Raw genomic sequence first — 23,569 nt, forward strand, 5'->3', positions numbered from 1 at the left:
GGGTCTGCCTCATTTCTAATAGATGCGGTGTAGGTGTGTCCGTACATAGGACCAGCAACATAACGAAATAGGAGGAATACATACATGGATAATTTGAAAACATACTATCAATTTGTTAAGCCATATAGAAAACTCATCCTCCTTACGCTATTCATTGGTATGATAAAATTTGCTATTCCACTGATGATGCCATTACTGATGAAATACGTAGTGGATGATGTGTTGTTGGCTGACACATTGAGTAGTGCTGAAAAATTGGAGCAGCTCATTACGGTCGTCGTGATCGGTCTTGCCTTATTTGTTATTGTAAGAGGTCCTGTAGAATACATAAGACAATATTTTGCCCAACTCGTAACGAGCAAAATACTGTTTGATATTCGAAATAAGTTATATGAACATATTCAAAAACTTTCGATAAAATATTATCAAAATCGAAAAGTAGGAGAAATTATATCTCGTTTTATTAATGATGTAGAGCAAACAAAAAGCTTAGTTGAAATTGGTTTAATGAACATTTGGTTAGATTTGTTTACGCTTACCATTGCTTTAGGTATCATGTTCTATTTAAATTGGTCTTTGACTTTAGTGGCCATTATGATACTCCCTCTATACGCGATAGCAGTAAAAATCTTGTACAAAAGGTTGAAAGTCCTTACGAAAAATCGTTCGCAAGCATTAGCAGAAATACAAGCTTACTTACATGAAAGAATACAAGGTATTCCCATCATTCGCAGTTTTACACTAGAACCTCATGAGATGAACCAGTTCAAATCTAAAAATCGTCATTTCCTCAAAAGTGCATTAGCACATACAAGATGGAATGCACTTACTTTCTCCATTATTAATACACTGACAGACATTGCTCCATTACTCGTCATCGGATACGGTGGTTATTTAGCTATTTATGAAGGGTTGAGCATTGGTGCACTAGTTGCTTTCTTCGGTTATTTGGATAGACTGTACAGTCCACTTCGCAGGCTCGTGAATTCTTCCACAGTACTAACTCAAAGTACAGCTTCACTGGAACGTGTCATTGAATTTATGTCAGAACCATATGATCTACAAGATGCTCAAGATGCTTATGAGATTGGACATGTAAAAGGGAAAGTGGAATTGCGCGATGTGAAATTCAAATACAACAAGGACACAGATTGGATTTTAAAACAAGTGTCGCTCACGATTGAACCAGGCAGTACCGTTGCGTTAGTTGGAGCAAGTGGTGGAGGAAAATCATCGCTAGTTTCGTTATTGCCTCGATTCTATGATATTCAATCTGGGAGTATTCATATCGATCATCACAATATTCAACAAGTAACGATGCAGAGCTTAAGAAAGCAAATGGGAATGGTATTGCAAGATAATATTTTATTTAGCGGGAGTGTGCGTGATAATATTTTATTAGGTAAACCAGGTGCTACCGAAGAAGAAGTGCTGCAAGCCGCAAGACTGGCTAGTGCGCATGATTTTATAACCGACTTACCTCAAGGGTATGACACGGAAATCGGTGAACGAGGTGTGAAACTTTCTGGTGGTCAAAAGCAGCGAATATCCATAGCACGAGTATTTTTGAAAAATCCAAGCATTCTTATTCTAGATGAAGCGACTTCAGCATTGGATTTAGAATCAGAACAGCAAATCCAGCTATCTTTGCGAAAGTTAGCGGAGAATCGCACGACGATTGTTGTTGCACATCGTCTTTCTACGATCACACACGCAGATAATATCGTGTATATACAAGATGGAAAAATTGTGGAACAAGGTACGCACCAGCAATTAATGCAGCAAAAAGGCGATTATGCAAAATTATATAACTTGCAAAATTTAAACAATGACAAGCGCAAGCCTTCTGTGTATAATCGGTCATAAAATGTGATAATAAAAGCAGAAATAAGTAATATATATACGTTATGACATAAGAGCAACCTCCTTACATCCGTACACCAATCATGTGAATGGATGGAAAGAGGTTGTTTGTGTTTTAATAAAGACTTAACATTTTTTTGTGTACAACGTATTGACTCTAGTCTGTTGTTCGTTATAAAATACATCCAAAGGATAAAACAAATTTTGTAAGGTATTGAGGGCTCATAATAATAAGTTTAATGAGCTTTTATTTATTTGTTAGCATTTTTCATACTAAAAATGTTCTTTATAAAGAACAACCATACTAAAGTAGAAAGGTAAGGGTGTGTAGTGGAACTAGTAAAATACGTAAATATGATAAGACGACGTTGGATTGTTTTATTCCTGTTTATTCTCATTTCAAGTATAACGACTGCGGGTGCCTATGTAGCATTTATTGATCCTGTATATGAAGCCTCTACGAAATTATTAGTGAACCAATCCCAAACAGAAGAAGGTGTTACCCAACTTGATTTAAACACAATAAACACCAATATACTACTTATTAATACGTATAAAGAAATCATCTATTCTCCCATCACGATGGATAAGGTAGTGGAATTGTACCCTCAACAAAATTTGACTACAGAAAAATTGATTGATGCTGTGAAAGTAACATCCGTCAATGATTCGCAAGTCATGACCATCTCCATAGAACATACTTCTTACGAAGTAGCTACAAATATTGTAAATTCAATTTCAAAAGTGTTCAAAGAACAAATTAACGAGATTATGAATGTCGACAATGTAGAAATTTTATATGATGCAAGACCAAAAGATAATTTACAGCCAGTCAATATGGGCTTACCGATGAGTATGGCTCTCTCTATTGTTTTATCTTTTATTTTAGGATTAGGAACTGTATTTTTACTAGAATATTTAGATGATTCTGTCCAAACAGAGCAGCAAATAACAGAAGACTTAAATCTACAAACGTTTTGTGTCGTTCCTTATATTCGTAGAAAAGATTGGAAGATAGAAAAGGATACTGATGCTAAAAATCAGAAGGGAGTTGACACGCCATATGCCTCGATTGAAACATAAAGATAAAATTATTGCAGGACTTAACCCTAATTCTAAAATTGCTGAAGTTTTTCGTCTATTGAGAACGAACATTAATGTTGCATCACTAGGTCAGAACATGAAGACGATATTAATTGCTTCCTCCCAAGCGAAGGAAGGAAGAACGACAACCTTAGTCAATCTGGCTGTTACGATTGCAAATGATAATAAGAAAGTATTAATTATCGATGCAGATATGCGAACCCCTTCCATACATAAATATTTTCATGTCTCGCATAAAAAAGGTCTTGGCGATGTGTTAGAAGGAAGAGAGAAAGTCGAAGATATAACGCAACCTACATTCCTTACTCATGTCGATTTAATTGCAGCAGGTCAACATACTAATAGCCCCTCAGAACTTTTTTCTTCTTACGAATTTGAATCATTACTTCATGCTTTACAAGAAAAGTTTGATGTCATATTGATAGATTCACCCCCTATTCTCTCTAATATCGACGCACAAATCATCTCTGCAAAAGTAAACGGTGTGGTGATGGTTGTGAAACGTGGAAAAAGCAAAAGAACGTTAGTAAAAAAGGCAAAATCACATTTAGAAAATATGCACGCCAATCTGTTAGGGGTCGTGTTAAATATGGAAAAGAAAAAATAACAACCATTGGAGCAAGGTTAATATGACGCTTTTTCTCTTTATATGATCTATACAGGAAACAGGTAAAGTCTGCTGGACCTTTATCACTGTAGGCACTCGATTACACTGTGGGTACTCATCATACCTTAGACGTCGATTGTCAAAAGTGTAATGTGAGGGAGGGTTGGATGCCCTACTTTTATATAAAGAAAATAATTTGGATAGAGGTGAAGGTTTCCATGAGTTTAGTAAAGCAGCAACATAACTTGGAGGCAATGGTGAATATGAGTCACCCACACCCATTAGAAAAAACCATGACTGTAAATATAGAGAAGAAACCATTGTATGGTGTGGTCAAAAGAATACTGGATATGAGCATTGCTTTTATTGGTTTAATGGTATGTATGCCTTTATTATTGATGATTGCAATCTGCATTAAAGTAGAAAGTCGTAAAGGGTCTGTTATTTTTAAGCAAATCAGAATAGGGAAAAACGGTAAGAGATTTTCTATTTATAAATTTCGTTCTATGGTTTGTGATGCGGAAAAAATGTTGGATCAGTTAGCAGATCAAAATGAGGTTGAAGGCAAAATGTTTAAAATGAAAAATGATCCTAGAGTGACGAGAGTAGGTAGATGGATTCGGAAAACAAGTATCGATGAACTGCCTCAATTATGGAACGTGCTCAAAGGAGACATGAGCATTGTTGGACCTAGGCCTCCACTTCCAGACGAAGTAGCGACATACACGTGGGAAGAGAAGTTGCGCTTAACTGTCGTTCCAGGCTGTACGGGTTTATGGCAAGTAAGTGGGAGAAGTAATGTTGGTTTTGAGCAAATGGTGAAAATGGACATTCACTATATTCAACATAGAAATACGTGGTTGGATATGAAAATTATACTCAAAACATTTCAATTTTTCTTGGGATCAAAAAATGCATTTTAGTGGATAAATGATGCAACACGTTATGAACATAAAAAGAAGTGATATGAATATACAAATAAGTGAAGATACAGAGTAGGAGAGTAGGTGGAGCGAAAGAAATGAAATCAAATCCCATCTGTTCTATTATTATTTGCACTTATAATCGAGCAGATTTGTTAAAACAAACACTGTTATCTCTCAAGCACGTAAAAGGGATAGAAGATAGTGAAGTCATTGTAGTAGATAATAATTCCAAAGACCATACGAAAGACATCGTACATCAATGTACATCGGAATTAAGAGATTCGGTAAAGATTACATACGTATTCCAAATACAACAAGGGTTGTCCATTGCCAGGAATACAGGAGTGAAAGCGGCACAAAGTGACGTTATTGCATTTCTAGATGACGATGCTGTTCCAGAACCGATCTGGTTAAATACGATTGTGGATACTTTCATGCAGTATCCAGAGATATTAGCTATTGGTGGGAAGATTGAACCTGTATTTGAACAGAGTAGACCGCCTTGGCTTATTTCGGCATTGGAAAAACCATATACGATCGTAGATTTAGGTAAGCATTTAACTTATTACAAAAAGAATATGCATCCATACGGTGCCAATATGGCTATGCGAAAAAGCTTATTTGACAAGTATCAATTTCCGCTGGAGTTGGGTCGAAAGGGAAACATGCTTCTATCTGGGGAAGAATCTTGGCTGTTTGAGCAAGTGAGAAGCAATAGTGGAAAAATGGCTTACGTACCTAACATGAAAGTGAGACACTTTATCCCTGCTGAGCGGTTGACGAAAAAATGGATTAAGCAAAGGTATTATTATCAAGGTGTTTCAAGAGCCTATGCCAGTTCCTCTGTTGCTGCAAAAATACATTTAAAAATTACCCTGTTTCTTCGAAGCGTCTATATTCTTCTTTCTTCTCTATTTGCTCATAGCGAAGGGAGTAGATTGTTAATTACATGCAGAAAAGAAAGTGTACGCGGAACCAAAGTTGCGCTTAAAGGTGAAGTGTAATGGAATTAAGATTGTTATCTTCTTTTCTTTCAAAAATGCAAGTGGTCATTATATGTACAGCGATAGGGATGAGTGTGGCAATAGGGTGTCTCGTATTATATGAACCACTTCTTACTTTTTGTGCTGTCATAGGGTTGATGGTGGTCGTCTATTCGTTAATTTATCCAGAAAGAACCAGCTTATTGATCTTGCTTTCCGCTGCTGTTTCTATACAATATATTATTCCGATTTCCATCGCTGGTTTCGATCTGCTTTCGATTTATAAACTAATGGTTATTGTCCTCATTATCCCCTACGTTTTACAAAAAGGACTGGAGTGGAAGCTATTGCTTCCATTAACTTCATTCGTACTATTACTGGCTATATCGCTCGTTTTCTCTTCCGCTGAGGTATCCAATTCGATGATGCTGAAATCTTTTATTGGACTCAGTGTTCCCTTTCTCTTTCTAGCGGTGAAATGGAAGAGTAAAACAGTGAACCAACACATGAAACTATTATGTTGGTTAGCACCAGTATCTGTATGTATTGGATCGCTATTGCATCTCATCAACGTATATCCGATGTTTGTCATTGAGTTTACAGGTGCATTCCGATTACAAGGTGCTTCCATTCCTTCTCATCTTGCTATGCTTGCTTGTGTAGGTTTTGTCATTTCATTATTGGAACTAAAACGTGTTCCACAGCAGATGCTGTTTTTTTCTATTTCAGCAAGCGTTAATTTTCTCATCTTGTTAGCAACAGGAACGAGAGGGCCTTTAATCGTGGCCATACTCATGGTGATTTATTTTATTGTTGATATGGTGATGCAATACGTGAAGGGGAGAATTGTCTTAATCATTCCTATCTTATTTATTTTTGTTTCTACTATTGCGGCGTTTTTCTTAGTCTTGGATAACATGAAGACAAGATCAATCAGTGATAGCGGAGTATTGGATACATCAGGGCGAACCGATGCGTGGTCTTTTTATTTAGAAAGAGCAGCAGATACTCCTTGGTTTGGAAAAGGACTTGGCTCCTCATTAGAAGCAAACGATGGCACATTATATGATGGGTTTGTAGTACCTCACAACGAATATATACGATTTTATTATGATACGGGGCTCATCGGTGCTGTCATTTTGTTTTTATTTTTATGTATTACATTTCATCTTGTATATAAGCAACTTCAACGTTCGCTTCGTCCTTATTTCTTATGTTTTATTATTGGTTTTTTACTGTACACTTTTACGGATAATACGCTTTCTACGATTCAATTTATTTTACCGTTTTGTTGGTACTTGAGTGGTTTGTACCACATGTCACTACAATTTAAAACGAAGGGGAGTATAGATGGAAATGAAGCAACCTGACTTGGTTTCCATTGTCATTCCTATCTACAATGGAGAGAAATATATAGAGAAAACTGTAAACAGTGTGCTGAAACAAACGTACCCGAATCTTGAACTATTATGTATTATTGATGGTTCAACAGATGAATCTCATAACCTATTAAAAAGCATAAACGATCCACGTTTACAGATCATACTGCAAGAAAATCATGGCTGTACGGCAACGAGAAATAAAGGGCTTCATATGGCGCAAGGACGTTGGGTGATGTTTTTAGATCAAGATGATCTACTGCACGAACAATGTATCGAAACGTGTGTAGACTATATGCAACAGCATGAAACTTTACAAGGACTTGTCATGAATGGCGTCATCATTGATGAACAAGATCAAGTCATTCGCAAAATGTATAAACTTTTCAAACCAAATTTAAAATGGGACGCTGTTGCTTTGAAAAATCAAATTTATACGACTTCCCAGCTCTTCGTATATCGGGATGTTCTCTGCAAATTAAATGGATTCGATGAGCATTTACAAGGATTTGGAGCGGATGATTGGGATTTGCTACTACGTCTCATTAAGCAAGCCCAGTTAATATTTTTAGATGAATCTTTTATTTATTATCGCTTGCATGAAAATAATCATTCCAAACAGTTGGATACGATGTTAAAAAGTGAAATGGATGTCATTAAAAAAAATAGTGGACGGTATCCTCAACTTCAAAAAAGCTACCGTTATATGTACTATGCCTATAAAAATATATCTATCGCTGGCAACAAAAAAGTTTCTTACACTTCGATGTTGAAAGCAATACATTCGTATATCGGCATTCTATTCTATCCTCGATTTTATTTTTTCTTCGGGGCTATTGTGATGCGTTCTTTAAAGAAATTATAAAGAAATGATAAGGAGTTGAGAGAAGTGAAAGGAATCATACTGGCCGGTGGAACCGGTTCTAGACTATATCCATTAACGAAAGTGACCAATAAACACCTTCTACCAGTAGGAAAACACCCCATGATATATTATTCCGTATTAAAGTTAAAAGAAGCAGGTATAGATCAAATTTTAATTGTTACTGGTAAAGAACATATGGGAGATGTTATTAGCTACCTCGGAAGTGGGAGTGATTTTGATGTATCATTTACCTATAAAGTGCAAGATGCAGCTGGTGGCATTGCACAAGCATTAGGACTTGCGGAAGGTTTCGTGCATGAAGAAAAAATGGTGGTTATTCTGGGTGATAATATTTTCTCCGATTCCATTGTAGAGTACGTACGTGACTTTGAACGACAGGAACAAGGGGCGAAACTGCTGCTTAGTGAAGTACCAGATCCTACACGGTATGGTATTGCCCAGTTAGATGGAAGTCATATTGTTTCTGTGGAGGAAAAACCAAAACATCCGAAATCTCCTTATGCCGTTACAGGTATCTATATGTTCGATCATCAAGTTTTTCGTATTATTAAAACGTTAACCCCATCTGCTAGAAACGAATACGAGATTACCGATGTGAATAACGTATATATTCAAAGCAATTTGATGACGTATGATATGTTAAAAGGCTGGTGGACGGATGCGGGAACACACCCTTCTTACGTGAAAGCCAATGAATGGATTAGGGATGAAGCATCGAAGTCACATGCAGAGGAAGTGACATCTTGAACATTCAAACTACGACGATACCTGATTTGATGTTAATCGAACCTACAGTATATGAAGATCACCGCGGATTCTTTATGGAAAGTTATCAACAAGAACATTATAAAAAACAGTATGGAATTCATCATCATTTTGTACAAGACAACCACTCGTATTCTAAACAGATGCATACATTAAGGGGGCTTCATTACCAAAATGAACCGTTCGCTCAGATCAAGTTAGTATCCGTCATCGTGGGAGCGATTTATGATGTTGCTGTAGATATGAGGAAGGACTCGCCTACTTTTGGCAAGTGGGAAGCATTTGTACTAAACGAGTTTAATAAACATCAATTACTTATACCAAAAGGATTTGCCCATGGCTTTTGTACGTTGGAGTCGCATACCCATGTTATGTACAAAGTAGATGAATATTATAATAAAGAGCATGATAGAGGCATCATGTGGAATGATCCGACGCTAAATATATCATGGCCAACATCCAAAGTTGTTCTCTCAGAGAAGGATAAAGCACATCCGTCCTGGGAAGACATACAGATACCATAAGGGGGAGCAGGAATTGAGAGTACTAGTTACTGGAGGAGCAGGTTTTATCGGGAGTCATTTTGTTCGTCATGCGTGTGAGCAGGATGAATATGAACTTGTTGTTAATTTGGATAAATTAACGTACGCAGGGGATATGTTTAACTTAAAACAAGTAGAAAAGAATGAAAAACACATTTTTGTTCATGGAGATATTTGCGATGGTACGTTAGTAAAAAAATTGATTCAAACATATCAATTACAGTACATCGTTCATTTTGCAGCAGAGTCTCATGTAGATCGGAGCATTGAAGCATCCGATGCGTTTATCCAAACCAATTGTGTAGGGACACAAACATTGCTTCATGCTGCTAGAGATGGGCAAATTGAGAAATTTGTGCATATCTCCACAGATGAAGTATATGGCTCGATAGATAAAGGACACTTTACAGAAGAAAGTCCATTAGTTCCTTCTAGTCCATATTCTGCATCTAAAGCAAGTTCAGACTTACTTGTACAAGCATTTCATACGACGTTTGATCTTCCTATTAACATTACGAGATGTACGAATAACTATGGGCCAAATCAGTATCCTGAAAAGCTTATTCCACTAATGATTTTAAGAGCAGTGAACAACCAGCCACTACCTATCTATGGGGATGGTAGCAACATCAGAGATTGGATTCATGTGGATGATCATATAAAAGCCGTGGATCTAGTATTGAGACGTGGAGCTAATGGTCACACCTATAATGTTGGAGGAAATAACGAATGGACTAATATTTCTATCGCTACAAACATATTAAATATAATAGGCAAAGAACCATCCTTAATTACGTATGTTGAAGATAGAAAAGGCCATGATTTTCGTTATGCCATTGATGACAAGAAGATCAGAGCATTAGGGTGGAATGTCCAATATGACTTCAAAGAAGGACTAAAACAAACGATAGAATGGTACATACAAAATCAAGGACATTATCAACTTACGCTTCACTAACAACATATCTTTAAGGTGGTTTTCGCACAGTGACGGAAAAAAGGAGGATGAATGATGAGGAAAATAACGAAAGCAGTCATCCCTGCAGCTGGGTTAGGCACTCGTTTTTTACCTGCTACGAAAGCAATGCCCAAAGAGATGTTGCCTATTATTGATAAACCGACCATTCAATATATCGTAGATGAAGCGATAGAGTCAGGCATTGAAGATTTAATCATCGTTACAGGAAAAGGAAAGAGGGCAATTGAAGACCATTTTGATAATGCGTTTGAATTAGAATATCGCTTGATGGACAAAGAAAAATTAGAATTACTGACAGAAGTGCAGCGTTCTTCTTCTATCGATATTCACTATATTAGGCAAAAAGAGCCAAACGGGTTAGGGCATGCTATATGGTGTGCCAGAAGATTTATTGGAGATGAGCCATTTGCTGTTTTACTGGGAGATGATATCGTCGTTTCTGAAGAACCTTGCTTGAAACAGTTAATTCAGTTTTATGAGCAAATGAACGCATCCATCGTAGGTATCCAACCTGTAAAAGAAAGTGAAACACATCGTTACGGCATTATTGATTACACAGAGCAAATGGGCAGATTATACAGAGTAAATAAATTTATTGAAAAACCTACAAAAGGTACAGCGCCATCTAATTTAGCGATTATGGGAAGATACATTTTAGAACCAGAAGTATTTGATTTTCTAGAACAGCAAGAAAAAGGTGCTGGTGGCGAAATTCAACTCACAGATGCGATTCAGAGAATGAATGAAGTAAGACCCGTATACGCATATAACTTTCATGGCACACGTTATGATGTAGGTGAAAAGTTAGGGTTTATACTAACCACCATTCAATTTGCGCTGCAAAATGATGAGTTACGTACTCCAGTATTGTCTGGATTAAAAGAAATTTTACAGGAAGAAAAAATGTTAAAAATCGTATAGAGAATGAAAGAGTAAGTTCCTGTAGAGATAAAAAGAAGGAGTGGCAATATTATTGAGAGCATCACCATCGTATTTTCATTTACTAATGAAGCGGCAGCAGCAGATGACGTTAAAGTGGAGACAATCCGTTCGCCTCTCTCCTTCTGCTATTACATTTATCACCGGTGTTGCTATTCTTGTTTTGAATATGTTAACAGGGATGATCACTGCGAGACTGTTAGGTGCTTCAGGTAGAGGTGAACATACTATTATGTTATTGTGGCCGATGTTATTAGGTTACACGGTCACATTTGGTTTGTACATGGCAGTTATTTATCATGCGAAAAATGTAGTCAGTCATGCACAGCGGTTTTACGGTGCTGGGATTTTACTGAGTGCTGGTGCAGGGGTTATCAGCGTATTACTGGGACTATTCATTATTCCTATAGCGCTTTCCACACACGGTACATCCATGATTTATTTTGCACAAATTGCATTGATTGCCTCCGTCTTTATTTTAATTAATTTAGTTAACGCCTCGATACTGCGTGTGAGAGAGCAGTTTTTTTTACTGAATGTGCTGAGGCTGTTTATTCCCATATTGATATTAGTGTTTCTCGTCTTTTTTTGGTTGATCGATAACTTTAATCCTTATACTACCGTGATGAGTTACCTGGTTCCTGAGATTGTCATTTCCTTTGGCACCATGATCTATTTATTACACACATTAGGGTGGATGGCTTGTTTTCAGCAAGTAAGGGATTCATCTCGAAAACTACTGCATTATGGCATGCGATCCTTCGGAACGGATGCTTTAAATACGTTCATGATGTATATCGATCAAATTATTCTCATTACGTTATTGTCTACTTCGCAAATTGGACTGTATGCTGTAGCGGTCAGTCTCGCAAGGATGTTAATGGTATTTCCTCACTCTATCGTCACCGTGTTACTGCCTAAAGTTTCAGGCAAATCGAAACAAGACATCATTCAATTTACGACGAGAGCGTTTCGTATTTCATTCTACGTATCGTTATTCGCTGGTGTACTGCTTGTTTTATTGACTCCACTACTGTTACAACTCATGTATGGCGATGCCTTTACTACCGCTTCGCAAATCGTTCGTATACTCATATTTGATGTTATTTTATCTGGAGCTGTCATCATTCTCAGTCAAGTTTTTTTTGCTTTAGAAAAACCAGGTAAGATCACGTATGCACATTGTATTGGCTTAACGTTTTCTATCATTTTCATCTATCTGCTTGTCCCGCACTATGGAACAGTAGGAGCGGCATTAGCACTGCTAGCAGCTACGATGTTGAAGTTGCTTTTTGTTTTTATGCTTTTTCCCATCGTATTAAAAAGTCCATTTCCTAGTTTAAAACTAAATAGAGAAGATGTGCGATGGTTATATCACGTCATGCTTGGTAAAAGAGCAAAAAGGTAATGGCTTACGCAGGACAGATTTTTTCATGCTTTATTTTCTACAATCCTCAGAAATGAAGGTTATATTATTCCTTCACAACATATATATGAACGAGAGCACACTTCTTATTTCGATATAAATGAATTTGCCATCTACCTAATCAATAGGTCGATTGGAAAGAGGACAACCATTGTATCACGTATTTACTATGCGAATGCGTAGTGGATACAAAATAGGAAGTATGTTGTTTGTGGATCGAGGGTGTCGACTACAAACTCATCCACAAACTGATAATGGAAATGGGAAGTGTTTGGCTAGGTCAAATGTAAAAGTATGATCTGGTAGCGTCATTGGTGCATACTCCGTCATTGGAAGTAATAGTGTGGTCACAAGTCATATCCCCCTTATTCCATTGCAGTCGGAGCTTCTGCAAAGGTAATTTAATCATATTGTTTTCAAGCAAAGGAATGGCTCCCTGTAACGCTCTTAAAAGGAAAGGGGTTGAATAGAGTTGCAAAGGAATAGTAAACAACGAATCGGAATCGTAGGTAGTGGATATATGGCCAATGGTTTGGCTATGCTTATCACATTACAGGACGATATGGAAGTCACGAAAGTGCTAACAAGAAGAAACATAGATGACTGTACCAATTTTAAATATAGACAACTGCTCACTCATTCTGTACAAGAATTGTTGGAACACAGTGATGTGCTCATCGAATGCAGTGGTGATGTATTGCACGGCACAGAAGTCATTGACTTAGCGATGAATGTAGGTATTCCTGTCGTTACGATGAATGCAGAGTTACAGGTCACTACAGGATCGTATTTTTCCCAGAAAGGATATATTACCGAGGCAGAGGGAGACCAGCCAGGTTGTCTAGCTGCATTAAAGGAAAATATATCGCAAATGGGATTTAAACCGCTCGTGTACGGGAACATCAAAGGATACCTCCACACTAATCCTAGTGTAGAAGAGATGTTGTATTGGTCAGAGAAGCAAGGTATTAGCTTACCTATGCAGGTGTCTTTTACTGATGGGACGAAATTGCAAATAGAACAAGCACTAGTGGCCAATGGGCTAGGTGCAACCATTGTCCAATCGGAAATGTTAGGGCTCAAAACAGAATGCGTAATGGATGGTGGAAACACACTAGCTAAGGAAGCAAAGCAAGTTGGGTTGCCGATAAGTGATTATATTTTATCCCCCTCTACCCCTTCCGGCGTTTTTATCACAGGAGTGCACCAAGATGAACAGCAACCGTATTTGAAATATTTAAAGATGGGTGATGGTCCTTATTACACGTTGCACACCAATTATCACCTATGCCACTTTGAAGTGTTAAAGACACTTCGCAGAGTGATACGAGGTGGTTCCGTACTCATTAATAACAGTAGCAAGCCGCAAATTAGCGTTGCAGCTGTGCCCAAAAAAAATATTAAACGCGGCACGTTAATTAGTAGGGCGATAGGCAGTTTTGAATGTAGGGGTATTGCGGTGAAAATGAGTGAATTTCCCAATCATGTGCCGATTGGATTAATGAATCAAATGAGAGTGAAACAAAACTTATCACCAGGACAGATCATTACATTTGATGATGTAGAGTTACAACCGAGTCTAGCATTAGATATATGGAAGGAGATCAAAGTAAGTGCCGCCTATACGGCATAGTGGAGATGGAGTTGGACATGGATAGACAAAGATGGAAAAATAATAAGCTGGAAATGATGAGTATGGGAAACGTTAATGTACACGTCACAAATAGTGAAGAAGCACTGGATCATATAGAACATAGCATAAGAGAAAACCAGTCAAGTCAAATTTTCTTTATCAACGCACATTGCTATAACATTGCACAAAAGGATGAAGTGTATCGACGTCACTTGAATGAGGGCGACCTCATATTAAACGATGGCATCGGTTTATCCCTTGGAGCTACATATTTTGGTTTTAAATTTAAGGAAAATTTAAATGGAACAGATTTTATGCCTAAATTATTAAAGCGCATAGCGCAGATGAAAGGGACAGTATTTTTATTAGGGGGAGAGAAAGGAGTAGCAGAAGCTGCAGCAAGTCAACTAAAACAGGCTATACCAGACATTCAAATCGTAGGATGTTTACATGGGTACTTTCATGACCCTCAAGTAGTGATAAGGACGATAAATGAAAAAAATCCCGACATGGTCATTGTCGCTATGGGTACCCCATATCAAGAAAAATTTATTGCGGAATTTGCTTCACAATTGCATACAAAAGTGTGCATTGGAGTAGGTGCTTATTTAGATTTTGCTTCAAAAAAAGTAAAGCGAGCTCCAACATGGGTAAGAAAACGAAAGTTAGAATGGGTATATCGGTTATGGCTGGAGCCAAAAAGGTTATGGAGAAGGTATCTTATAGGTAACTTTCTTTTTTTATATTACATCATGAAGAATAAGTGGAAATACAGACATAGGAATCCTTTAAATAAGGAGAGCTTGGATAGTAATGAATAAATCATGGCCAATAAAATGTTATGCAATGCTCATCTTCTGCATCTTAATATGTGCTTCATGCATCATCGCCATATATGTTTATCACACCCTCAAGACAACGGCGAACATCATCTACGTTCCAATGCAAGGGGATCAAGATGCATTATGGGAGTTATGGCCTGATTTAAAAATGGAAAATGAAAAAGAGCGGATGACCTCAACAGATATAGAAGAAAAAGATATTAAAGTGGCCACACCGATTAGCGTCTTATTAATGGGAGTAGATGAACGAACACTTGATCAAGGTCGCTCTGACACGCTCATCCTTGCCGTTATGAACCCCAATGATAAAAAAATACTGTTGTTAAGCATTCCGCGAGATACTTATGTAGAACTAGCGGGATTAGGATATAAGGATAAAATCAATCATGCTTATGCTTTTGGTGGAACAGAGATGGCCATCAACACAGTGGAACAGTTTATAGGGATTCCCGTAGACTATTATATTCAAGTCAATATGGAAGGATTTGTTCAGCTCATTAATGTATTCGACGGTGTGGATGTAATCAACGATTTTAGCTTTGAGTATGAAGGTTATTTGTTTGAGGAAGGGGCCTTGCATCTGGATGGACAACATGCGCTGAAATTTTCTAGAATGAGATATGATGATCCAAGAGGGGATTTCGGCAGAAACGATAGGCAGAAAAAAGTCATTGAAGCATTAATGAAAAAAGGGATGGAAAACAAATTTACGTTTGTACAGTCTTTTCCTACGATGATTGATATTGCTTCTCAAACCGTCAGTACCAACATTGCTCCCGATGAAATTCTTTCTTTATACGATGATTATGCTGACAGCGGGTATACATTTATGACGGAAGAACTAAGAGGAAGTGACAGATTTAGAGACGCCATATATTACTATGACGTAGATGATACAGAAATTCATCGTGTTCGGAAAGTCATAAAAGACATATTGTATCTACCCATACTAGAAGAAGTCACGAGATAGCAAAAGTGAAGTGCTTTCCTTTGCTATCTCGTAAAAGATGTTAACTACGGTATAGATAAGTGGAATGAATGTGTTCAACCATTTTATATAGATTGAAGTTTCTTCTCTTCCCAATGAAATAATTTACCTTTCCAAGCAAACACAAAGCATAACAGAAAAGAAAGAATATCAGCGACAGGAAATGCAAGCCATACACCATAAATTCCAAAATATATAGGTAAGATCAGTATGAGTGGAATGAGAAATAGTATTTGCCTAGCAGAGGATAGTATCAATGCGGGCATCGCTTTACCTAAAGCTTGAAAAACTCCACTTATAATGCTTTGAAACCCAACAGTAAATATCGCTAGGAAAATGATTCTGAGTGCGTCCTTCCCCATCGCAATGACCGCAGCATCATCTGTAAACAGCGACATCATGAGTTCTGAAAACAAAATGATAAACAAAAAAAGGCCAACACAATATATGGTTGTTATTTTTAATGAAGCTTTAATCGCTTCATGGACGCGGTTAAATTTCCTCGCACCGTAGTTATAACCAACAATCGGTTGTACACCTTGTACAATACCGACCAATGGCATCAGCGTAAGCACCATCGTTTTATGCACAATGCCAAACACAGCAACAGAAAGTTCTCCGCCGTTCTGGATCAACATATAATTGATAGCGATAAAAGTAAAACTCCCTGCAACTTGTCTTGCAAAAGCAGACGAACCTACGGATAATATATCTTTGATCATTTGCAGATGCAATCGTAAATGTTGCGACCTCACTTTAAGCGTACTTTTGTTACTCATAAAAAAGTAATGAAAAACAAAGCCAGCAGCAGCAACCTGAGATATTACCGTTGCAATGGCTGCTCCTGCAACACCCATGTCAAAACCAAAGATAAAAATAGGATCGAGTACAATATTCACGGACGCTCCAGTGATCATCGTAATCATCTGAATTTTTGCATTGCCTTCTGCGCGAGCAATATTACTAGCTGGCATGCCAAAAGCCATAAAGATCATTCCGAATAATATATACACAAAATAGTCTCTAGCGTAGGGCATGATTGTATCTGTTGCGCCCAAAAGGCTCAATATAAAGTCGGTAAAGAGGAGACCAGTTATGATCATCAGTATACCTACGATAAAGCCAAGTACAATGACATTACCATAAATGTGATTGGCTTCATCCCGTTTTTTCTCCCCTAGTTTAATCGATATGACGGCCGCGCCTCCGATGCCTAATGCTGCTACCGCTGATGACATAATCAACTGAATGGGAAAAACGATAGAAACCCCAGCAACAGCGTTTGTTCCTACAGCTCTCGCGATGAAAATCGTGTCTACTACATTGTATAATGACATGACCAACATACCAATTACAGGTGGAAATGAAAGATTCAATATTAATTTTGCTATGTTCTGTTCTCCTAATCTTTTGCTCATGTCATTCATGTCATATCTCCTTTGCTGTGTTTATTTTATGTGTATACTTATGTGTATAAACAACGTTGTAACATGAATAATCTACCGTGTTAACGTTAATGAATGACTTTAATGTTGCTAAAAACAGAAAAAATATTTAGCATACGAAGTAATTATCCAACATTTAACGATATATAACAAAAAAAGCGACATTTTTCGCCGATATAATAAATGTATTATACTTTTCAAGTTAGGAAAGTTAGAAAGGGCAAGAAGAAAACTACGTTGATATATAAATAGAAGTATAGACTTATTCTAATACGGCAGGAATTTACGTTTCCGCTTCTTCTAATAAATTATGAATTAATTTTCTTTGCCAGCTTAACATGAGGGCTTTTTCTTCTGGTGTAAAACCTTTCGTTAGTTGTTCCTCCATGTTAAATAATACATTCCATAAACTCTCTATCTTATTTGTACCTAGAGGAGTGAGAAAAAGGTTTTTAATTCTAGCATCTTTATCACAACTTTTTCGATATACAAATTTTTTCGTTTCTAATTGTTCAATAATACCTGTCAAGGTGGAAGGTTTGACTTTCAATTTGTCTAGCAATTGTGATTGCGAGAGGCCGTTTGTTTCTTTTAAAAAGTATAAGGCTCTGTATTGTGCAATCGTAACCCCGTGTTTCTCCAATTTTTTGTTATGTAAGTTAGTAAGTAAATGCGCAATACGTTTACTATTCCAACCGATATGTTCATATAAATCTTGACTCATAATAATTAGCCTCCTAACTATATCTTGTATTATACATGAAATAAGTAAAAATGAAAAGAGAGAAATAAAAATACAGAAAAACAGATCATAACAAAAAAACTAACGAGTGATCCATGTTAATGAATCATCGTTAGTTCAATGTAATAAAAAGATTCAACGTTACATTTCCTCCTTCACGCTTCACAGTCCAACTTCACGAAAAGCGCTACGAATCGTTTGCGTCGTTCCTAACGGAACATATTTATTTTTCGTTAAAATTTGCCCAGATCTTACGAGTACCGCTACAGCATCAGTAAAATCAGCATCTTCCCATAAATTTTGTAAAGCATGATACCAAATTTGTGTTGCTTTGTCTGTCCCTATTTCCATAGAAACGAGATAAAATACTTTGTTGAAAATACCGCTGTTAATATGAACACCATAGTTGTCTGAGGATCCATCGTAGTAATGGTCCATATGTGAAGGCTGTGGATCTGTGCCTAAGAGATCATTGTCATAAGCAGTACCAGGCTCTTTCATGGAGCGCAATGATTCACCAAATAAACTAGGTCCCATAATATCATTACCGATTAACCAATCTGCTTCATGTGCGGTTTGACGTAATGCATGTTGTTTTATTGCCGTACCGAATACATCGGAAAAGTGTTCATTCAATGCTCCTGGTTGTCTTTCATAAATAAGATTTGCTGTAAATTGCGTTACGCCGTGTGCCAACTCATGAGCAACGACATCCAGTGATTTTGCAAAGCTAGTAAAAATTCTATTATCTCCATCCCCAAACGTCATTTCGTCTCCATCCCAAAATGCATTTAAGTAGTTTGTTCCATAATGTACATTCAGGATCAGATCAAGGCCAGAGTTATCGATAGAGTCTCTATTCAGTACGTTTTCAAAATAACTACGAACGACCCCAGCATATTCATAAGCATAATTAGCGTCTGCATCATCGAGAGAAGGGCCACCTTCTTCTTGTACTAAAGCAACACGTTGTTCATATTCTTGTTTACAGTCATAGATTTGCCGAAGTGCATTGCCTTTTGCTGTCATTTGCTGTGCAGAATGGTCTGCAAGTATCGTTGTCATATCTACGTCTTTATTTTTTCTTTTTCTTCTCGTTGCATTACTTTGATGAATACTAACTTGTGCACTGTTCACTCCTTTTTTAGCTAAGTTGTTTAACACAAATGAAGGAACAAAGGTGCAGTGACAATGATTTAAATGTTTGTGACAAGTCATTTTTCATGTCTCCTTTCGTTTTGGGTACGAAGTTGAAAAATAAGTAATCATTGAGTGGAAGAAAAGAATAAAGGATGCAAGTAAGTACGATTTAATGAAATGATCTAACGAAGTTGTCATGAGGTTAGAAGGATCAGCAGGGTGAATTGAAAATTAAACTGTTGATGTAATTATAGCATAATCATAATTAAATATACCATTTTATGTTTTATTATACGTTTGTTGTTTATTAATATGCATGGTTTTCTTTGTTTTTTGTAGTCTATCATATTTATATGGTGATTACTCAGGTTGCCATGTTGCATCATATCTGATCATCAACCTGTATTTTACATATTAGAATGAAAGTAGAATTTTAAATATTTCTAAAATAAATTAATAATATTAAAAATAAATTGATAGATATTACCATGTAAATGATTTACTCTATGTAAGAAATGCTCCATTCATACTGTTAACAGAGAATTGCTGTTTTGCTGGCCAGCAGATGTTATAGCAGCATATTCATTGAAAATGGTGTATTTATACAGAATATTCTGAATTAATAAAAAAATATGAAAGAGTGGTCTGTTAATGAAAAAATTGATGTTGTTATTATCGTTTTGTTTAGTATTTACTTTCTTTACTACTATGGATATTGCTGCAGAAGAAAACTATTTAGATATGAGTGCTGCTCATATTTCCAATGACTCTATTGATTTAGAATGGACTAATGTAGGTGAACGTTACGTTGTATATCGAGATGGAAAGCAAATTTATGAAGGAAGTGATAACCACTTCATAGATGATCAGTTAAAACCTCAATATACGTATAAGTATACTGTCATTGCGTTTGATGAAAATGAAGTGAAGTTGGATGCACTTTCTTTTACAACTTCTACAAATGCAGAACAAGTTGAAGCATCTCAAACATATTACTTCAGCAATAATCTATTAGCAAAAAATCATAACCAGTCGTTCGAAGTAGATTCTGTTACATTAGCTACAATCAATTCAATCCAGCACGATCAAGAAATCAAGCTGAGCTGGACACCGATTAAAAATGCTGAAAGTTACATTATTTATAGAAATAACGAGGAGATTGCGGAAGTAAACGAAAACTATTTTTACGATATCAATGCAAATACAAGTATTCAAAATAGATATGAAATTGTTGCAAAAACATCTCTTTCAAAAGATGAATTGCAACAAATGTATCAGGTTACTAAGCAATTATCGAGTGAAAGTAACTTTAGTGCAATACAAAAGCCATATAAATTGTCAAGCATCATTAAAATAGTTGATCCTTTTACAGACAATGTGACAAATCAAAAATTCGGTTCTTATCAAGTTAAATTAAGATACATGACATTCATACAGGATGATTATGTAGCAAATCCTTGGAGTTTAGTGGACGATATCAAATATTTTGGTGGAGACGATAGATTCTATTATCCTACTTCTAGTAGTTATCGAACGAAGACAGAAGTGAATGTCTGGATAGATCCAAGTGGCTCCAATGCTTATTTATATGCTGACATTGGTCAAACAAAAGGTTATAATGAATCATTTAGATTAATTGAAACAGGCTATGAAAATACAGATGACATTGAATTGAAAGATTTACAAATTGGTTCGAATCAATTGTCCTTTACGGTTGATCATGCGGCAGGCAATCCACTAGTTACTGCACCAGATATTGACTATGAGTATGATGCTGTGGTTCAGTCTAATGGCGTGCTTAAAATAACAGGTAGTCATGATAAAGCGCCAAATCATGAATTTTATATTAAAGAAAGTGGCAGTTTTACTTATAACACACTTTTCCAACATACTATCGTATCATTTGAACATTTATTCCCTCCATTTCCTGATTGGGAGTATACTATCGAATATTAATACGATATAAGTCATTGTAATATGATAAAGATATGATGAAGAAGAAGCGTCCCGTGGATATAGTAAATGGGGACGCTTCATTTCATGTATCATACATTCTCTTTATAAATCTAATCTATAGAACTATGTAATATGATCAACCTATGTACTATCATCCATTAACATGAATTAGAACATTTCATCAAGAATTTTTTTAAGGTTCTGCAATTCTTCTTTTGTAAAAGTGATTCCTTTTCCCATTTTATCGTGATCAGGAGACCAATCTCTGATATCAAACTTTGCTTCTTTGCCATTCCAACTTACAAGATTTAATTCTTTGGTCCATCCTTTTGCCGACTCTGATAAAATACCTAAAGATTGATCAATGTTGAATTTTATATCACCCATAACAGCACCTCAACGATTTAATTTTTCACATTATAGCACATACGTTCCTGTTTTGTCTAATATATTATCCACACTTTCATAGATCAAGTGTAATATGACAACAATCAGTCAAAATATTGTTGTATGCTTTATTGGAAATGTTGGTAAAATAAAATCATTATATCGTTTAATATCACTTAGAAATAAGAGCTAACGGGAGGTTTCATATGATTGTTCGTTTTGGTTACGTATCGATGTCCGTCATTGTAGAGAACGCTTCACCTTCAAAGACAATGACAGCTACTCATTTTCAAAAAATTCCAGATCGTGAAGCTGCCATTCGCAAGCTAGAACGTATCGCTGAGCAAAACTTACATAATACATTGCGTTTATTAAAACATAATCGGGCACATGACATTCACATGTACCGTTTTTCATCCAAACTTATACCACTGTTAACGCATGATATTTTACGTACTTGGGATCCTTTTCCAACACTAAAACCAGCTTTTAAAGCGGTTGGTGATTATGTGAAAGAACATAAAATGCGAGTTAGTTTTCATCCGGATCATTTTACAGTGTTCAGTACTCCTAGGGAGGAAGTATTAAAAAATTCTATTTATGATTTAGAGCAGCATGTAAATATGTTAGAAGCGATGGAGCTAGACGCAAGAGCAAAATGCAACATACACATTGGCGGCACATACGGCAATAAAGAGGAAAGTTTGCAGCGCTTCCTTAAACAGTTTGGTGCTTTGCCAACCCGTATAAAACAACGTATGACATTGGAAAACGATGATAAGACGTTTACGTCAAGAGAAACATTAACAGCGTGTGAAGCATGTAACGTGCCTATGGTATTGGATATACATCATCACTGGGTTAATGATGGTGGAGATGATATGACTGCATTGTGGCCAAGTATTGTACAGACGTGGAAAGAGGAAGAGATACCACCTAAAATTCACGTATCCAGTCCAAAAAATGAAAAAAATCCCCGCAGTCATGCAGACTTTGTGGAAGTAACATTTTTACTAGCGTTTTTGAGAGCTATTGCTCCAAGTACAGAGCGATTAGACGTCATGATTGAAGCGAAAAAGAAAGATGAAGCACTGTTTAAATTAATGTCTGATTTAGAGGGTATGGAAGGAGTGGAGACGTTAGATCAATCCACTATTCGTATAGGGTAACGAAGTGCTAAGGAGTCATTGAGCTATTCAATTACTCCTCGCTTTAATAAAGAGATGCTATATGTTTATTTTAGTTTTGGCGTAAATTTAACATATGTGAGTACAATTTTTGTTGATATGTTTCACTTAATAAATCTGCGCCTTTCCTTATGATTTCTCTGTATTCTTCATGTGGACATACTTCTTCATTTTCCTTTTCTATCACTTCATAAGTAAATGCTGAAACCTTGATTTCATCCACTAAAACCGTTACATTTATTTTTCGATAGATCGGATGTTTACGCTGGTCATCCGCATGTTCTCTGATGTCAATACGATGAATGAGTTCATTTGGGACAAAGTATAGTACCCCTTCCATCATCTCGTTTGGAGCATGAACAATGTCTGCAATTCCCCCTTTTCGTTTTTTCGCACTCCGTGAAAAAGCCACTTTATAATCAGGTAATTTAGCTGCCCCTATAACAAGAAAATTGCTTGCGGTTTTACGGAACGAAGTTCTGTTCATACATGAGCCGTATGCAAAATAATAAGAATAGTGCTCTTTCATCCACTTATGTATATTTTCAGCATGTTGATCCAATCTTATTTCATCCCTTTCCATTTTTACTTTCCTATTAGATTATTCTTCATTATAGATAAAAACAATCTATATGTATACTAAATCAGATATAGAAATGATGGGATACATGTTTGCGCCTTAGTAGCTAGACGTAAAGATTGTGATGTTAGACATTTCTCCATCTTATGCATAGTGGTAATAAGTTTATCCATAAACGTCCATACGGGCTGTCATCGTCTAGAATATAGTATCCTATCTGAAAAATAGGAGGAATGATGATGTCAGATGTGTGTAATAGAGTAGAAAACG

Annotated in this window: 22 protein-coding genes; 17 read left to right on the plus strand and 5 right to left on the minus strand. The window is 36.5% G+C overall.

The window, feature by feature from the left end; genetic code table 11:
- The first annotated feature begins 84 nt into the window (after window positions 1-84).
- From D1Z92_RS01370 to D1Z92_RS01440, 15 genes are all read left to right on the plus strand, one after another.
- On the plus strand, window positions 85-1,866 hold the full coding sequence (locus D1Z92_RS01370) for an ABC transporter ATP-binding protein (protein WP_128893843.1): 1,782 nt from the start codon (window positions 85-87) through the stop codon (window positions 1,864-1,866).
- A gap of 327 nt (window positions 1,867-2,193) precedes the next feature.
- A complete protein-coding gene (locus D1Z92_RS01375) occupies window positions 2,194-2,946 on the plus strand; it encodes a YveK family protein (protein ID WP_128893844.1) in 753 nt (250 codons plus the stop codon).
- The gene (locus D1Z92_RS01380; protein WP_164931389.1) at window positions 2,927-3,574 is read left to right on the plus strand and encodes a CpsD/CapB family tyrosine-protein kinase; all 648 of its coding nucleotides are present in this window, start codon (window positions 2,927-2,929) and stop codon (window positions 3,572-3,574) included. Before D1Z92_RS01375 ends, D1Z92_RS01380 begins: the two co-directional genes overlap by 20 nt.
- Window positions 3,575-3,837: 263 nt before the next feature.
- Window positions 3,838-4,497, plus strand: a complete 660-nt coding sequence (locus tag D1Z92_RS01385) for a sugar transferase (protein WP_240666530.1) — start codon at window positions 3,838-3,840, stop codon at window positions 4,495-4,497.
- Between the two features lie 98 nt (window positions 4,498-4,595).
- Complete coding sequence (locus tag D1Z92_RS01390; RefSeq protein ID WP_128893847.1) at window positions 4,596-5,504, plus strand: glycosyltransferase; 909 nt, start codon at window positions 4,596-4,598, stop codon at window positions 5,502-5,504.
- A complete protein-coding gene (locus tag D1Z92_RS01395; protein WP_128893848.1) occupies window positions 5,504-6,853 on the plus strand; it encodes an O-antigen ligase family protein in 1,350 nt (449 codons plus the stop codon). Before D1Z92_RS01390 ends, D1Z92_RS01395 begins: the two co-directional genes overlap by 1 nt.
- A complete protein-coding gene (locus tag D1Z92_RS01400) occupies window positions 6,834-7,727 on the plus strand; it encodes a glycosyltransferase family 2 protein (protein ID WP_128893849.1) in 894 nt (297 codons plus the stop codon). The genes D1Z92_RS01395 and D1Z92_RS01400 overlap by 20 nt, the downstream gene beginning before the upstream one ends.
- Window positions 7,728-7,751: 24 nt before the next feature.
- A complete protein-coding gene (locus tag D1Z92_RS01405; protein WP_128893850.1) occupies window positions 7,752-8,495 on the plus strand; it encodes a sugar phosphate nucleotidyltransferase in 744 nt (247 codons plus the stop codon).
- Window positions 8,492-9,037, plus strand: coding sequence for a dTDP-4-dehydrorhamnose 3,5-epimerase (rfbC, locus tag D1Z92_RS01410; RefSeq protein WP_128893851.1), 546 nt, complete (start codon window positions 8,492-8,494; stop codon window positions 9,035-9,037). Before D1Z92_RS01405 ends, rfbC begins: the two co-directional genes overlap by 4 nt.
- A gap of 13 nt (window positions 9,038-9,050) precedes the next feature.
- Window positions 9,051-10,013, plus strand: a complete 963-nt coding sequence (gene rfbB / locus D1Z92_RS01415; protein WP_128893852.1) for a dTDP-glucose 4,6-dehydratase — start codon at window positions 9,051-9,053, stop codon at window positions 10,011-10,013.
- A gap of 54 nt (window positions 10,014-10,067) precedes the next feature.
- Entirely contained in the window at window positions 10,068-10,955 is an 888-nt protein-coding gene (gene galU / locus D1Z92_RS01420) for a UTP--glucose-1-phosphate uridylyltransferase GalU (protein WP_128893879.1), read from the plus strand.
- A gap of 52 nt (window positions 10,956-11,007) precedes the next feature.
- Window positions 11,008-12,381 carry an oligosaccharide flippase family protein gene (locus tag D1Z92_RS01425; protein WP_128893853.1) on the plus strand — a complete coding sequence of 458 codons (1,374 nt, stop codon included), beginning with the start codon at window positions 11,008-11,010 and terminating at the stop codon, window positions 12,379-12,381.
- 490 nt (window positions 12,382-12,871) lie between these two features.
- Window positions 12,872-14,032, plus strand: coding sequence for an NAD(P)-dependent oxidoreductase (locus D1Z92_RS01430; protein WP_240666521.1), 1,161 nt, complete (start codon window positions 12,872-12,874; stop codon window positions 14,030-14,032).
- 17 nt (window positions 14,033-14,049) lie between these two features.
- Complete coding sequence (locus D1Z92_RS01435) at window positions 14,050-14,853, plus strand: WecB/TagA/CpsF family glycosyltransferase (protein WP_164931390.1); 804 nt, start codon at window positions 14,050-14,052, stop codon at window positions 14,851-14,853.
- Window positions 14,846-15,844, plus strand: a complete 999-nt coding sequence (locus tag D1Z92_RS01440; RefSeq protein ID WP_128893855.1) for an LCP family glycopolymer transferase — start codon at window positions 14,846-14,848, stop codon at window positions 15,842-15,844. The genes D1Z92_RS01435 and D1Z92_RS01440 overlap by 8 nt, the downstream gene beginning before the upstream one ends.
- A gap of 83 nt (window positions 15,845-15,927) precedes the next feature.
- Here the strand turns inward: D1Z92_RS01440 and D1Z92_RS01445 are convergent, their stop codons facing one another.
- From D1Z92_RS01445 to D1Z92_RS01455, 3 genes are all read right to left on the minus strand, one after another.
- Window positions 15,928-17,289, minus strand: coding sequence for an MATE family efflux transporter (locus D1Z92_RS01445; RefSeq protein WP_240666522.1), 1,362 nt, complete (start codon window positions 17,287-17,289; stop codon window positions 15,928-15,930).
- A 301-nt stretch (window positions 17,290-17,590) separates the two neighbouring features.
- Window positions 17,591-18,031: a MarR family winged helix-turn-helix transcriptional regulator gene (locus D1Z92_RS01450; protein WP_128893856.1), complete on the minus strand. Its 441-nt coding sequence runs from the start codon at window positions 18,029-18,031 to the stop codon at window positions 17,591-17,593.
- A 180-nt stretch (window positions 18,032-18,211) separates the two neighbouring features.
- Entirely contained in the window at window positions 18,212-19,267 is a 1,056-nt protein-coding gene (locus tag D1Z92_RS01455) for a M4 family metallopeptidase (protein ID WP_128893857.1), read from the minus strand.
- Window positions 19,268-19,840: 573 nt separating this feature from the next.
- On the opposite strand from D1Z92_RS01455, the gene D1Z92_RS01460 reads away from it, so the two are divergent.
- The gene (locus tag D1Z92_RS01460) at window positions 19,841-21,145 is read left to right on the plus strand and encodes a DUF3238 domain-containing protein (RefSeq protein WP_128893858.1); all 1,305 of its coding nucleotides are present in this window, start codon (window positions 19,841-19,843) and stop codon (window positions 21,143-21,145) included.
- Window positions 21,146-21,313: 168 nt separating this feature from the next.
- On the opposite strand, the gene D1Z92_RS01465 is transcribed toward D1Z92_RS01460, so the two are convergent.
- Window positions 21,314-21,532, minus strand: a complete 219-nt coding sequence (locus tag D1Z92_RS01465; protein WP_128893859.1) for a YdbC family protein — start codon at window positions 21,530-21,532, stop codon at window positions 21,314-21,316.
- A 206-nt stretch (window positions 21,533-21,738) separates the two neighbouring features.
- Between D1Z92_RS01465 and uvsE the strand changes: the two genes are divergently transcribed.
- On the plus strand, window positions 21,739-22,701 hold the full coding sequence (uvsE, locus tag D1Z92_RS01470; RefSeq protein WP_128893860.1) for a UV DNA damage repair endonuclease UvsE: 963 nt from the start codon (window positions 21,739-21,741) through the stop codon (window positions 22,699-22,701).
- Window positions 22,702-22,771: 70 nt separating this feature from the next.
- Here uvsE and D1Z92_RS01475 read toward each other — a convergent pair whose 3' ends face one another.
- Window positions 22,772-23,302: a gamma-glutamylcyclotransferase family protein gene (locus D1Z92_RS01475; RefSeq protein WP_128893861.1), complete on the minus strand. Its 531-nt coding sequence runs from the start codon at window positions 23,300-23,302 to the stop codon at window positions 22,772-22,774.
- Between the last annotated feature and the right edge of the window lie 267 nt (window positions 23,303-23,569).

It is taken from the genome of Longirhabdus pacifica (assembly GCF_004115085.1).
Taxonomy (GTDB): domain Bacteria; phylum Bacillota; class Bacilli; order Paenibacillales; family DSM-105158; genus Longirhabdus; species Longirhabdus pacifica.